Here is a 13,409-nt window from a genome sequence, read left to right on the forward strand (position 1 = left end):
TTTTTGTCATAAACGCAGTCACTAACTCGCGTTGGCACGCAGTCGCCAGCCATAAACGCAGGCAGTAACTCGCGCAGGCAGTAACTCGCGCAGGCAGTAACTTACATTGGGCCGGTATCGCCAACCTGTTGAAGACAAAAAGTAGCCCCGAAGGTGAAATCACCCTCGGGGCTACTGCGATGAGCTGGCTAGCTCGAAAGCCTTAGACCAGACCCTGCAGCTTCGACAGGTCGAACGGAATGGCTGCGACCAGTTCCTGCGGAAGCTCAATCTGGCCGGTCAGTGCACGGAACTCAGCGATGAGTGCCTGGGCGTCGGAAAGGCTGTCGACGTTGGAGAGGCGGTCAGCGAACTGCTGGATCAGGTCGGTCTTGGAGTCGGAAGCAGCAGCTGCCGGAGCGGCCTGTGCGCGAACAGGAGCGGCGCCCTGGCTCGGGTGCGGACGATCGGTCGGGCCGGAAGAGAGACCCAGGCTTGCGGAGCAAGCCGGCCATGCGCCCCAACCCTGCTGAGCCAGAACCTTCTCAGCAACGTAAATCTGCTGCTCGCGGGAAGCCTGATCAGCGGTCGAAGCGAACTCGTTACCACCGAAAGCGTTCCAGGTGCTTGCGGAGAACTGCAGGCCACCGTAGTAGCCGTTTCCGGTGTTGATGTGCCAGTTGCCACCGGACTCACACTGTGCCAGGCGGTCCCAGTCGGAGTCTGGAGCTGCAGAAGCGGTCGGTGCGAAGATAGCGGCACCGGCACCGAGGATTGCGCCGGTCAGTGCAACCTTTGCCGAAGTGGAAGCGAAGGTGTTGGTCTTAGCTGCGTGGCGAGCCATATGAAAATTTCCTTTTCGTCGATTTTCTTTGTGGCGCCAGTGGGGCTAATGCAACCCCATCTCACTCTTATGGAAAGTTCTTCACGTTGTTGGTAACGGGCCGATGTCATCGCACTGGAGTGAGATGAAGGCGATCTATGCGACTTCGTCCGTTAAACGCGTCGATTGCACACCGTAGCGGTTGGTAACGAAATAGTCACGCGAACCGCCGGATTCTTAATTTTGAGCGCAGGTTGGAAATATGCATAAAAGTAGGTGAAACTGCAGGTAGGAGCCGTGACTGTTATTGGTGATGTGTAAGTTAAAACATCATAATGTGATAAAGCTCACGTTATCGTCTTGTTATTTTTCCTGTTTTGGCGCGTCTCCGGCACTTGAAAAGAGGTCATAAGAGATAGCCAAGAAGAACCAACGCTGGCAGTTCGTTGCAGTCTCTGTGCGTCAATCCGCGAGGGTGCTCGCTTCACACAAATCCATCTTCCCTTTATGTCCCCATCTATGGGTATAATTGAGTTCTTTAGGTAATCGGAGGTGACGTGCACATGCACGCCGCTACCGCTGCCGCCACTTCGCACTAGTAAGCAGTAATAAATAATGTGTTCCCGGTTGGAGCGCGTCCTGTTTTGGTCGCACCTTAATTAAAGGAACACCATTAAGACAGCACCCGGCCCGGCATATCCTCGCGGTCCTGTCTGGCCAAGCTCGCCTCGATCGAGCCTCTAACTCTGGCCGTTTGTGCGTGCGAGGACGGTGGCGAGTGGGGAAGAATTGCATCTCCGATCCGAAGACCCCGAAGGGCAGTCACCGCTGCCCAAGGGGAACGAGGTTGAGTGCCCCCAGTCGCAGGGCACGGGAAGGTTAGGTGGAAAGTGCCCATCGGTAAGGTCAGGTGGTACGACAAGGATCGCGGTTTTGGCTTCGTGTCGAATCCGGACGGTGAAGATGTCTACATCGGCAAGAACGTGCTGCCGAAAGGCGTGGAAGAGCTTGTAACTGGTCAGCGCCTGGAGTACGACTACGCTGACGGCCGCCCAGGCCCGCAGGCCCTCCGAATCAAGGTGCTCGACGAGGGACCGCGCGGTGCCCGTCACCGCCGTGGCGGGGCAGGCGGGGGCGCAGGTGCCCGTCGTCAAGCGAAGAAGTACAGCCCCAGCGATCTCAACGGCATGATTTCGGACATGATTTCCATGCTGGAGTCGACGGTGCAGCGTGACCTGCGCGCCGGGCGTTACCCGGAGCGTAAGGACGGCCACCAGATGGCTGAAGTCCTGCGTGCGGTCGCGCGCGAGCTGGACTCGTAAGTCGTTAGAAGAAGTAAAAACGCCCGCTCATGAAGGTGGAAAACCTCAGTGAGCGGGCGTTTTGCTGTGCTTTACGACGGTTCGTTGACGATCGACCAAGTAATACCGTAGGTGGTCTCTTCTCCCTCGGAGTTCTTTCCGATGAGCGCGGTGGAAACCTCCACGACCCCGAGTGGGGTGCGTTTGCCGGCAACAGCTGCGGAGCCAGCGATGGTCTCGGTAGTGGCTTCGCCCGGATCCTTGCGAGAGGTGGAGTTGACCGCATCGTCGGAGAAGAAGCGCTGCAGAGTCCAAGAGTTAGAGCCAACAGTGGAGCCGACGTTAACCTCAGCCGTCTCCTGCTCGCCCAGGGAGATCTTTGCAGCGTTGGTCTCAGTCGTGGTGCAGGCATTCTTCTCAAAGAGGTCGCAGACGCGGTAGGGAAGAACTTCTGTGGTTTCGCCGTCCTGAATGACCTCGATGGACAGCGCGTGTGGGTCGTCGATTGCCTGGTTGGTCCACTTATTGACAGCAAGGACGATGCCGGTGACGACAAGACCCACCACGACAATAGCGCCGACAACCACGAACGCCTTACTATTCTGTTGCCAGCGGCGCCTACTCGATCCCATCAACTCTCACTTCCCGACATTCGTAACGGAATTGAAGCTACGTTCAGTCACACTAGCCGTTCTCGGGCCAGATACTGCTATTCACTCACGGTAACACGGTAGGCTGTGGGCCATTTCTTCCCTGTAAGCAGGAACTGACGGGTTCCATTGGGCGAGGTAGACGAAGAATCCGGCATCAGCGCAATGCCGTTGAGCACATCAATACTGTTTCGCGCTGCCGGGGAGAGTTGCGCGTACAGGTCGCGGAAGAGCTCGGTGGCATCGACGATGCCTGTGACCTTTCCGTCTTCTGGGTTGATGCGGTAGATGAATGGACTCTGCCAGACGTTGGCCCAAATCTCGCGGTGCGATTGCGGGGAGGTTGGTCCGTCTGTGTTGCTCTGGCTGTTTGAATCGCTCGTGTCCGCCGGTGCTTCGTCCAGAGCTGCTTCCGGATTTACGTCGGTGTCGACAGTGACGCACTCGAGTTCGTTGAGCCACGTTGTCTCCGTGCCTGCCGCAGTGACGGGCAGTTGACGCAGGGATGAGAGGTCATCAGGGGAGCGGAAAGTGAGGGTGCCACTGCCATCGGAGGTCACGATGGTGTCATCGAAGGAGCACGCGCCCCACCCCTCGGCGTCAAAGGGAACCTCGCGACGCTGCTTGAGAGTAGCCGCATCGCGTTCTAGGGCGCGTCCCTCCTTCCACGTCAGCTGCCACACGGTATCTCCATGACGGGTAAGTCCCTCGCCGAAGAGTTCAGGCTGTAAATCTTCCACGTTGGTCGGCTCGACTGCGGGATTGTCGAGCCACTGTGGTAATCGGTAAATCTGGGACTCACCGTAGAGGCCGGTGCCCATCAACAAAGAGCCATCCGGTTCGAACTCAAGGCCCTGGACAAAAGGTGCAGTGACATTCTTCGAAGCGGGAAGTGGTGGAGCGGAGATGGGATAGGACTGCTCGATCGTCAGTTTCAGTGTCGGAACGTCACCGAGCCCCGGCGCCTTATCGGCACCGACCAGCTCGGAGGGGTTAACCGAAGCTGAAGTCGACCTTCCGGCGGTGCCGGAGTTCGAACCCGCACTAGCTCCACTAGCTGGGGCCTCGCCTGAGGAATTGCTACCTGAACCTGTTTCAGTCGCACAACCGGCCAATAGGACGGCAGTTGCCACGGAGAGGATGGCAGCTCGGGCCGTCGTAAAGCGTGATGAGTGGAAGGGGCGGGCGGGTTTTGCGTCGCCCGACGGGAATCTGTCCATAGCTTCACTCTAGGATAGGAAACGTGACTGAAAATCGACGACGTTCCCGAAACAGCCGCCGACGGGGGAAGGTGATGAATCACCAGGCAGTCGACACTGCCCGTACCGCGATTGAAGAGCTGGGGGAGGGGCCTGCCGGCGCGCACACTGGTGTAAGTGTCGTAGGCGAGGGCGTTGCGGTGCATCGTTTTGCAGCTGACCTGCCCGGATACAGGGGCTGGGAGTGGCATGTGGTAGTCGCGTGCGCGCCGGGCACTCAACAGGCGACGGTCAGTGAAGTGGCTCTTGTCCCTGGCGAAACCGCGCTGCAGGCGCCTGAATGGGTGCCCTACGAGGAGCGGTTGCGCCCCGGTGACCTCGGTCCGCGTGATCTGTTGCCGGCTGCGGTAGGAGATGAGCGACTCGACGGCGATGATTTGCAGACCCGCACGTTGTCGGCGCGTGGTGTGGAAGATACCGAGCAGCGCTGGGAAGAGGGCGATACCGGCTCTGAGAGTGACTTTGCTCGGGAAGCACTGCACCGTTGCCGAACCTGTGCCTTTATGGTCCCGTTGACCGGGCCGCTCGGTAAGGACTGGGGCGTGTGTGTCAACGAATGGACATTCGATGCCACGGCCGTAAGCTTTGACCACGGCTGTGGTGCTCACTCAGCTATCCCGGAAGTAACGGGGCAGGGCGCTCCCGTGGCGGAACCCTACCAGGATTCGCACCTGTAGCTTCCCGCCTAGGCAAACGCGATGACGAAGACGGTGCAGTTTCAACACCGCTGTGGTCCCAGAGACTGCACTGTGGCGGCTTTCGGCACAAAAATTCCGCTCTGACACGGACAAACACGTGACACGGATAAAAAGAGACTCTAGAGAGGCATAAAAATGGACAAAGGTACGTCCACCTCTGCAATATCCTCAGATGAGGCGAAGGACTCCAAGCCTGCACGGCCGAGGAGCCATCTTTCAGCAGTGGACCGCTATTTTCACATCACGGAGCGCGGTTCGACGACCGTAACCGAGATTCGCGGTGGCGTAGTGACCTTCTTCGCGATGGCCTACATCATTCTGCTCAACCCGCTGATCCTCGGCAATATCGAGGATGTCAACGGCAATAGCCTGGGGATACCGCAGGTCGCCGCTGTCACCGCGCTCGCCGCGGGCGTCATGACCATTACTTTTGGTCTCTTTGCCAAGTACCCCTTCGGCATTGCGACGGGCCTGGGCATCAACACCCTGGTTGCCGTGACATTCGTTGCTAACGAGGGGCTGGCCTGGGAAGAAGCGATGGGCCTGGTCGTGCTGGACGGCGTGATTATCGTGCTGCTGGCGCTGACCGGATTCCGAACAGCTGTCTTCCACGCGATTCCGTCCGATATGAAAGCCGCGATGAGTGTGGGCATCGGCCTATTCATCGCCATGATTGGTCTGGTCGACGGTGGCCTGGTTCGGCGTATTCCCGATGCCGCGGGCACGACTGTTCCGGTGCAGCTCGGCATCAATGGCCAGATTGCCTCGTGGCCGACCGCCGTGTTCGTCCTCGGGCTGATTATCTGCGGCATCATGGTTGTCCGCAATATTCCAGGCGGCCTCTTTATCGGCATCGTGCTGAATACCATCATTGCGCTCGCAGCCGAGGCCTTGACGGATGCGGGTCCCTCCTTCGCTGATGGCAAGCCAGTGCCGACCGGTTGGAATCTCGCGGTGCCGACTCTGCCGGACCGTGTAGGTGGTATGCCGGACTTGTCCCTCGTTGGCGCTGTGGATCTTTTCGGCTCCTTTGCCCGCGTCGGTGCCCTCAGCGCCACCATGCTGCTGTTCACTTTGGTCCTGGCTAACTTCTTCGATGCCATGGGCACGATGACTGGTCTGGGCAAGCAGGCCGCACTTGTCGATGAAGACGGTGTGTTGCCGGACATGAAGCGCGCACTGGTTGTCGAAGGCACCGGTGCCATCGTCGGCGGTGCAGTCAGCTCCTCGTCGAACACTGTCTTTGTGGACTCCGCAGCGGGCATCGCCGATGGTGCACGCACTGGCCTTGCCAACATTGTCACCGGCATCCTCTTTCTGGCGGCGATGTTCTTCACCCCGCTCTATGAAATCGTGCCCATCGAGGCTGCCGCGCCTGTGCTGGTCATCGTCGGTGCCATGATGATTGGGCAGATCACCGAGATTGATTTCACCCGTTTTGACATCGCACTGCCGGCATTTTTGACTATTGTCACCATGCCGTTTACCTACTCGATTGCAAATGGTATCGGCATCGGTTTCATCACCTTTGCTGCGATGGCTATCTTCTCGGGTCGTGCCAAGTCCGTGCACCCGCTTATGTGGATTGTCTCCGGCCTGTTCGTCATCTACTTCGCTGCCGATCCGTTCACCGCTCTGCTGGGCGGCTAAAGAGTTTCCATGAGTACCACCACATCCCTCGAACGCTTTGCGCCCATCGTCGTCGACGATCCCGCCGACAGCCGTCTCGATGACATCCGCAACCTCAACAAGTCCGATTCCCGCCCCGATTTGCCCGGTGGGAAGGGCCTGGTCATCGCCGAAGGCACGCTCATTGTGCCACGGTTAGTGCGCTCACGCTTTCCGCTCCGCGCAGTCTTTGGTACTCGCCAGAAGCTCGCATTGCTTGCCGACGGACTGACCGCGAGCGAGGCCGATATTGCGGAAACTGTGCCCTGGTTTGAACTCGACCGCGAGGTTCTGGCCGCAGCGGTCGGATTTGATCTTCACCGTGGCCTGCTGGCCACCGCTGACCGCGCGCCGGAGCTTTCGGTGGACCAAGTTCTGAGTGGAGCAACCACCTTGGCTGTGATGGAGGGTGTTGGGGACCACGAGAACATCGGGGCTCTGTTCCGTAACGCGGCGGGCATGGGCGTGGATGGGGTTGTCTTCGGCGCGGCCTGCGCCGATCCGCTGTATCGCCGCAGCGTGCGTGTTTCCATGGGGCATGTGCTGACAGTCCCATTTGCGACTCTGCCCGGTACTACGACCACCTGGCAGCGAAGCCTGGACCAGCTCAAAGAGCAGGGCTTCCGCGTGGTGTCGATGACCCCTGCGGGCACGGTGGACCTGTGGGATGCCATGGACACGGACAAGGTCGCGATTCTCGTTGGTGCTGAGGGGCAGGGACTTACCGAGCACGCGATGGCAGCCACCGATGTGCGTGCCCGCATTCCCATGTCACCGGGAACTGACAGCCTGAATGTGGCTACCTCCGCAGCGATTGCGTTCTACGAGCGACTACGCGTTCAGTCGCAGCGCGCAGGGCAGTAGAAACTATTTCCCGAACTTGCCTCGCGCCCGCTGCCAGGTGCGGCCAGCGAAGTTCTTGGCCTTAGCACCAAAGCGACTGAGCTCCTCCAGAAAGTCTCGGTTTGGCTCTGCGTTGTGAACTTCGTAGTCGTCGTAGGCGCGGTCAAGCTCTGCGCCAGACTCGGAGGAACCCGGCTCACTCATTAGCCCGCGCGGACTACGAGACGTCGAATACGAAGTTCCGGGAGCCGCACGACGGCCATCGACCGCAAAACCACTAACAGGGATATCTGTAGCGGGCGAATGCGGGTCGAATCCAAGCCAGTCGGTGATGACGGCGTCGGCAAGCTCTGCCGGAATGAACGGCAAACCGACCCCTTCGCGTGGACGTGAAGCCGTACCTTCGGAAGCGTCGGGCATTGGGCGGTGCTTGCCCGCCCAGAAGCTGCCCTCTGCGGGGCAGGGAAGACCGATGTCTTCCAGTGTGCGGTAGCGAGTAGCGGAGAAAGCGCGCTTGAGCTCACCATCGTGCCAATGCGCAAAGGCACCGAAGCCCGTGGATTTATTCGACACACTCGCGTAGACGTCCGTGGCGGCAATCTCCTGGCGCAGACGAGGCGACAGCTTGGACAGCTGCGAGACATCGTCGAGAACCGTCTGCAGTACGGCAACGCCTTCAAAGCCGCCGATGTAGTATTCGCCGTCACCGGTTTCCGCCGAGCGGTTGAGCGGGAAATCACCAATCGGTGTTACCGGCAGCGTCGAATCATAGAGAGCTAGGAAACGACGCCCGAAACCGCGGTCATGCTGAACACCTGTCTCCAGGGTCGCAGCAGGGTCATTGGTGCTGATAAACCAAATCGTGACTACACCGCGGCGAATCGCGGAGAATTCGAAATCAGAAGCGTTGCCACTGGTCATGGAGCTCATTGTCGAGGAAAACTCCTACTTCTTCGGGCCGTTCGGACGTACGCCGAGAAGCACATCCTCCCACGACGGCATGACAGTCTTCTTCTTGCGCTTCGGCTGCTCCGCGTCCGGGTGCTGCAAGAACTCCGCCTCGTCAACATCGTCGTCGTCGGCGTCGCTTTGCGACGGAACGTCCTGCTCCCCGTGGCCTCGCTGCGGCTCTGCCGAAGACTGCCATGCGGCTGGCATCTCAGAGGTATCCGCGGTATCAGCAGCTCGATTGGCCTGCGGAGCCAAGTCTCGGTTGCGGCGGGCAAAGTCGGGGTCAATCAGCTCTGCTGCCAGCTCATTGCGAGCAATGGTGAGCGCGGAAAGTCCCTCCGCCTGGTAACTCCACTCGGCCACGTTGGTGGTGTGGCCCACATTCCAAGTAACCGTCACAATCCACTGTCCGCTCGGGTCGCGGTAGGCATCCCACGAGGCATCGGCGAGTTCCTGACCACGGGCGGCAAAAGCGGTGGCGAGAATCTCCCACAGGGACAACTTGGCCGGGCCATCAATGCGACGTGGCTTTGACTGCTTGCCGAGCTCCGCAATACGTGCGCGCTCCGCAAGCACCGGGTAGGCGAAGGACTCAATCTTGCGCGGCTGCATGCCGCTGTACTCAATGAGCTCCTCGACCGTCTGGCCGCTGCGAATGCGATCCTGAATCTCGCGTGGCGACAAAACGACGCGAGGCTCTTCCAGAACTGGCTTCGGCGCCGTTGGAGTCTTTTTCGGTGCCCCGCCTGACGCACCGGAGTTGTCGGCCGTCTCACTGCCTTCGGCCGAGCCGCCGCTTGCAGTGGTGGCTTCCGCTGTGCTGCCACCAGTGGAACTTTCGTCGGTGGAACCGCTCTCTGCGGTAGCACTCTCCCCAGAGCTACCGCTGGCAGTGGCGGTGGTGGTGCTTGATCCGTCGGCAAGCGATGCGGAATCAGCTGCAGCAGGGGAACCGGTGGCATCGGCGAGCTCGAAGTGCTCGACCAGGAAAGTGCGCAGGTTCTCGTCGAGAGGCAGCGTGAAGCGAAGTCCCTCCTGCCGTTCCTGCTCGGTGATATCAGCGGGAACGAGAATCAGTGAATCGGTCACATCGCCGTCCAGAACTGGCTTCAGCTCCCTCATGCGAGAACCTCCTTGTTGGTCGACGTTATAAGTAATGCTCACTAATCATGGTAAACGACAAAACTCCCGCGTCACGGACAATTGGGGCAATGCCCTTGCGCGTGGCGCGGGAGTTAAGCGGCTGAGGCCGGTAAAAGGCGGCTGCTTTGCGACTAATTTGGCGTTACTTTGCAGTGGCCATGCCGCTACTTGGCAGCTGCCATGCTGCTAGCTGCCCTGCTATTACTTGGCAGCGTAGCCGTTGTCCAGAACCCAGTCGATAGCGCCAGTCAGACGACGGATGTCCTCCGGGTCGATGGCCGGGAACATACCGATGCGCAGCTGGTTGCGGCCCAGCTTGCGGTACGGCTCGATATCGAGGATGCCGTTGGCGCGCAGAACCTTGGCAATCTGTGCGGCGTCGATGTTGTCCTCGAAGTCGATGGTGCCGACGACCAGCGAGCGCTTCGCAGCATCGGTGACGAACGGAGTTGCCTCCGCGCGGTTCTCAGCCCAGTTGTAGAGGTGGGATGAGGACTCGGTGGTGCGAGCGACCATGCCGTCGAGGCCGCCGTTGGCGTTCATCCACTTGACCTGATCAGCCAGCATCAGCAAAGTACCGACGGCCGGGGTGTTGTAGGTCTGGTTCTTGCGGGAGTTATCAACGGCAGTTTGCAGGTTCAGGAAAGCCGGGATGAAACGGTCGGAAGAATTGATCTTCTCAATACGCTCGATGGCAGCCGGAGACATTGCAGCCAACCAGATACCGCCGTCAGAAGCGAAGCACTTCTGCGGGGAGAAGTAGTAGACGTCAGCCTGGGACATGTCGACCGGGAGGCCGCCGGCGCCGGAGGTGGCGTCGATAGCCACGAGCTGGCCCTCGGAGCCTGCCGGGCGGGTGACCGGAACCATGGTGCCGGTGGAGGTCTCGTTGTGGGCCCAACCAATAAGGTCAACGCCCTCTTCGCCAGCGACAACCTCAGGTGCGGAACCCGGCTCTGCTTCGATAATCTGCGGAGCGTCGAGCCACGGAGCCATCTTGGAGGCCTTGGCGAACTTGGAGGAGAACTCACCGTAAGTCAGGTGAGCGGACTTCTTCTCGATGAGCCCAAAGGTGGCAGCATCCCAGAAAGCGGTTGCGCCGCCGAGGGACAGGACAATCTCGTAGCCTTCCGGAAGCTGGAAGAGCTCAGCCAGACCCTCGCGAACCTCACCAACAACGTTCTTCACTGCCGGCTGACGGTGGGAGGTACCCATGATGGAGGTACCGCCGTCAACGATTGCCTGAATCTGTGCCGGGCGAACCTTCGACGGGCCGCAGCCAAAGCGGCCGTCGCCGGGCTGGAACTCTTCAGGGAGGACTGGGAATTGATCGCTCATATGAGGCGCAACCTTTCAAAGTGCATTCAAAGTGAAGCTTGATATACAGCCGTTGTCTTCAAACTCTAGCGGTAATCGGGGGTACTTATAGCAAAAGGGTGGGGTTCAATTGCCCCCGCTTCCGTACTTTGCATAACAAAACAGGGTGGATTGGCGTATTTGCAAAGTTTGCGAAGAATTTTTTCCAGTTTTGTTGGTGCTGAAAACTTAACGATGTGGGGTCTCGGGTGGGTGGGGAGAGGTGAATTATTGTGGATTTAGTCGATGTGTTTTCGGGCGTTGGTTCGATGGCTTTTGAACTTTTAAAGACATCGGCTGTTGAATGGGTTCCTGACCTCCTGATTAGTAAATGAGCAGTGACAACGTAATAAACCCGTTTTTTCCATTTGCATTTCGGGGTGAAGAGGGGTCAAGATTGGGTAAGCCCAGGCTGCCCGAATGGGGTAGAGGGTGTTGCACTGCTCACACTCTTTGATATTGTGTGTTCTAATCCACTGCAGGTGTCGGTTCTTTATGGTTACGACACGGTCGATGTGAACTAAGCAAACTTTTTCACTGGACAAGATGCAATGGAACGCAAATGTCGCGCATAATTGAATCATTGGAAACAATGCGACCCCGAAGGGGTGGCGTGGAGTTGGGAGGCAGCATGCTGTTTTCCGCTGTGCCTGCTTCCCCCGCGCTCTGGAGTCGTTAAGAAGAATTTTTCTGTGAAAGGGAAGTTGTGGCTACTAAAGACGGCAAGGCTGTACTCCACTACCCGGGCGGCGAGTTCGAGATGGACATCGTCAAGGCAACCGAGGGTAACGACGGTATTGCTCTGGGCAAGATGCTCCAGGAAACTGGACTGACCACCTTTGACCCGGGCTACACCGCCACCGGTTCTACCGAGTCCAAGATCACTTACATCGACGGCGGTAACGGCATCCTGCGCTACCGCGGTTACCCGATTGAGCAGCTGGCTGAGAAGGCCACCTTCAACGAGGTTTCCTACCTGTTGATTCACGGTCACCTCCCATCTGAGGAAGAGATCGCACAGTTCAACCACGACATTCGTCACCACACCCTGCTGGACGAGGACTTCCGTCGCGCATTCAGCATCTTCCCGCGTGGCGCACACCCGATGCAGACCCTGGCTTCTTCGGTCAACATTCTGGCTTCCTACTACCAGGACGAGCTGGATCCGCTGAACGAAGAGCAGCGTAACCTGGCTGCAGTTCGCCTGATGGCTAAGGTTCCGATGCTGGCTGCATACGCTTACCGCGCATCCAAGGGTGAGCCGTACATGTACCCGGACAACAACCTGAACGCTCGCGAGAACTTCCTGCGCATGATGTTCGGTTACCCGACCGCTGACTACGAGGTTGACCCGGTTGTGGTTGACGCTCTGGACAAGCTGCTCATCCTGCACGCTGACCACGAGCAGAACTGCTCCACCTCCACCGTCCGCATGGTCGCTTCCTCCGGTGCTTCCATGTTCGTCTCCATCGCTGCTGGTATCAACGCTCTGTCTGGCCCGCTGCACGGTGGTGCTAACCAGGCTGTTCTGGAGATGCTCGAGGACATCCAGCAGAACCACGGTGGCGACGCTACCGAGTTCATGAACCGCGTAAAGAACAAGGAGCCGGGCGTCCGCCTGATGGGCTTCGGTCACCGCGTCTACAAGTCCTACGACCCGCGTGCAGCTATCGCTAAGAAGACCGCTCACGACGTGCTCGAGCACCTCGGTGGCGACGAGCTGCTGGATCTGGCCATGAAGCTGGAAGAGATTGCACTGGCTGATGACTACTTCGTCTCCCGCAAGCTCTACCCGAACGTTGACTTCTACACCGGCCTGATTTACCGCGCCATGGGCTTCCCGACGGACTTCTTCACCGTCCTGTTTGCCATCGGCCGCCTCCCGGGCTGGATTGCTCAGTTCAACGAGCAGGTCACTGACCCGGCATCGAAGATCAACCGTCCTCGCCAGATTTACACCGGCGAGACCGAGCGTGACTTCGTACCGCGCGACCAGCGCTAAGGTTTTTAGCGATTACCGCGTAGGGGTTCCTCGCAGGTAGCTCAGCATAGAAAAGTCCAGCGTTGAAAACGCGAAAAGGCGCGTACTAGCCTTCGAAAGGTTGGTACGCGCCTTTTATTTTTCCTAGAATTTTAAGAAACCCCATTTGAGTTGGGTCCATTTAAGTTGGAATAATTGCCAGCTTTGATAAATGCCAACTGTGATAGGAGATTGTCTTGTCCAAGCCAGAACTCACTGCTAAGTCCGGTCCGGCTCCGACGGAACTCGTCATCAACGACCTCACTGTCGGTGACGGCAAGGAGGCCACCCCGGGTGCTCGCGTCGAGGTCCACTACGTGGGTGTTGACTACGAGACCGGTGAAGAGTTCGACTCTTCCTGGAACCGCGGCCAGTCCATCGAGTTCCCGCTGAACGGTCTGATTGCCGGTTGGCAGGAAGGCATTCCGGGCATGAAGGTCGGCGGTCGCCGCGAGCTGATTTGCCCGCCGGAGAAGGCTTACGGCCCGGCTGGTGCAGGACACTTCCTGTCTGGTAAGACCCTGGTCTTTGTCATCGACCTGTTGGACGTTAAGTAAAAGGCCACATGCTGGCTCTGTTGGCTGGCTGAGCTTCGCTTCGCGGTTCCTGTCCATTCCTCCGTCGGCGGTTTGCAGGATTTCCGGCGAAGAAAGTGACTGCGTTTATGACACTTCAGGCGTGAAAAATTGCCGGTAGAGTCAGGCGGTCATTGCATCAT

The 13,409-nt window shown here is 58.7% G+C and carries 12 protein-coding genes; 6 read left to right on the forward strand and 6 right to left on the reverse strand.

Going from position 1 to position 13,409, the window contains the following annotated elements:
• Positions 1 to 202: 202 nt before the first annotated feature.
• Positions 203 to 823 carry a transglycosylase family protein gene (locus HMPREF3042_RS02015; protein ID WP_070601695.1) on the reverse strand — a complete coding sequence of 207 codons (621 nt, stop codon included), beginning with the start codon at positions 821 to 823 and terminating at the stop codon, positions 203 to 205.
• Positions 824 to 1,692: 869 nt separating this feature from the next.
• Here HMPREF3042_RS02015 and HMPREF3042_RS02020 point away from each other — a divergent pair.
• The gene (locus tag HMPREF3042_RS02020; RefSeq protein ID WP_048758732.1) at positions 1,693 to 2,124 is read left to right on the forward strand and encodes a cold-shock protein; all 432 of its coding nucleotides are present in this window, start codon (positions 1,693 to 1,695) and stop codon (positions 2,122 to 2,124) included.
• A gap of 71 nt (positions 2,125 to 2,195) precedes the next feature.
• On the opposite strand, the gene HMPREF3042_RS02025 is transcribed toward HMPREF3042_RS02020, so the two are convergent.
• Entirely contained in the window at positions 2,196 to 2,690 is a 495-nt protein-coding gene (locus tag HMPREF3042_RS02025; protein ID WP_048733726.1) for a DUF2771 family protein, read from the reverse strand.
• Between the two features lie 122 nt (positions 2,691 to 2,812).
• A complete protein-coding gene (locus tag HMPREF3042_RS02030; RefSeq protein WP_070855928.1) occupies positions 2,813 to 3,973 on the reverse strand; it encodes a glutaminyl-peptide cyclotransferase in 1,161 nt (386 codons plus the stop codon).
• Between the two features lie 23 nt (positions 3,974 to 3,996).
• Between HMPREF3042_RS02030 and HMPREF3042_RS02035 the strand changes: the two genes are divergently transcribed.
• From HMPREF3042_RS02035 to HMPREF3042_RS02045, 3 genes are all read left to right on the forward strand, one after another.
• Complete coding sequence (locus HMPREF3042_RS02035; protein WP_224792227.1) at positions 3,997 to 4,689, forward strand: DUF3027 domain-containing protein; 693 nt, start codon at positions 3,997 to 3,999, stop codon at positions 4,687 to 4,689.
• Between the two features lie 156 nt (positions 4,690 to 4,845).
• Positions 4,846 to 6,360 carry an NCS2 family permease gene (locus tag HMPREF3042_RS02040; protein WP_070855929.1) on the forward strand — a complete coding sequence of 505 codons (1,515 nt, stop codon included), beginning with the start codon at positions 4,846 to 4,848 and terminating at the stop codon, positions 6,358 to 6,360.
• A 9-nt stretch (positions 6,361 to 6,369) separates the two neighbouring features.
• Positions 6,370 to 7,242, forward strand: coding sequence for a TrmH family RNA methyltransferase (locus tag HMPREF3042_RS02045; protein WP_070851992.1), 873 nt, complete (start codon positions 6,370 to 6,372; stop codon positions 7,240 to 7,242).
• Positions 7,243 to 7,245: 3 nt separating this feature from the next.
• Here HMPREF3042_RS02045 and HMPREF3042_RS02050 read toward each other — a convergent pair whose 3' ends face one another.
• The 3 genes from HMPREF3042_RS02050 to serC form a co-directional block, all read right to left on the reverse strand.
• Positions 7,246 to 8,151 (reverse strand): DUF6928 family protein, encoded by a 906-nt coding sequence (locus HMPREF3042_RS02050; RefSeq protein WP_070855930.1) that lies wholly within the window; start codon positions 8,149 to 8,151, stop codon positions 7,246 to 7,248.
• A 15-nt stretch (positions 8,152 to 8,166) separates the two neighbouring features.
• A complete protein-coding gene (gene sepH / locus HMPREF3042_RS02055) occupies positions 8,167 to 9,294 on the reverse strand; it encodes a septation protein SepH (RefSeq protein ID WP_070855931.1) in 1,128 nt (375 codons plus the stop codon).
• 222 nt (positions 9,295 to 9,516) lie between these two features.
• The gene (gene serC, locus HMPREF3042_RS02060) at positions 9,517 to 10,653 is read right to left on the reverse strand and encodes a phosphoserine transaminase (RefSeq protein WP_049171366.1); all 1,137 of its coding nucleotides are present in this window, start codon (positions 10,651 to 10,653) and stop codon (positions 9,517 to 9,519) included.
• A gap of 724 nt (positions 10,654 to 11,377) precedes the next feature.
• Here serC and HMPREF3042_RS02065 point away from each other — a divergent pair.
• Positions 11,378 to 12,673, forward strand: a complete 1,296-nt coding sequence (locus HMPREF3042_RS02065) for a citrate synthase (protein WP_038626406.1) — start codon at positions 11,378 to 11,380, stop codon at positions 12,671 to 12,673.
• 215 nt (positions 12,674 to 12,888) lie between these two features.
• Positions 12,889 to 13,248, forward strand: a complete 360-nt coding sequence (locus HMPREF3042_RS02070; protein WP_005511805.1) for an FKBP-type peptidyl-prolyl cis-trans isomerase — start codon at positions 12,889 to 12,891, stop codon at positions 13,246 to 13,248.
• Positions 13,249 to 13,409: the final 161 nt, after the last annotated feature.

Origin of the sequence: Corynebacterium sp. HMSC074C05, from assembly GCF_001838325.1 — a bacterium.
Lineage (GTDB): Bacteria > Actinomycetota > Actinomycetes > Mycobacteriales > Mycobacteriaceae > Corynebacterium > Corynebacterium amycolatum.

What these genes read in the sequence shown, in the direction of transcription:
- HMPREF3042_RS02015 (WP_070601695.1), bottom strand. Translation starts at nt 823, where the DNA reads ATGGCTCGCCACGCAGCTAAGACCAACACCTTCGCTTCCACTTCGGCA.
- HMPREF3042_RS02030 (WP_070855928.1), bottom strand. Translation starts at nt 3,973, where the DNA reads ATGGACAGATTCCCGTCGGGCGACGCAAAACCCGCCCGCCCCTTCCAC.
- HMPREF3042_RS02040 (WP_070855929.1), top strand. Translation starts at nt 4,846, where the DNA reads ATGGACAAAGGTACGTCCACCTCTGCAATATCCTCAGATGAGGCGAAG.
- HMPREF3042_RS02045 (WP_070851992.1), top strand. Translation starts at nt 6,370, where the DNA reads ATGAGTACCACCACATCCCTCGAACGCTTTGCGCCCATCGTCGTCGAC.
- HMPREF3042_RS02050 (WP_070855930.1), bottom strand. Translation starts at nt 8,151, where the DNA reads ATGAGCTCCATGACCAGTGGCAACGCTTCTGATTTCGAATTCTCCGCG.
- sepH (WP_070855931.1), bottom strand. Translation starts at nt 9,294, where the DNA reads ATGAGGGAGCTGAAGCCAGTTCTGGACGGCGATGTGACCGATTCACTG.
- serC (WP_049171366.1), bottom strand. Translation starts at nt 10,653, where the DNA reads ATGAGCGATCAATTCCCAGTCCTCCCTGAAGAGTTCCAGCCCGGCGAC.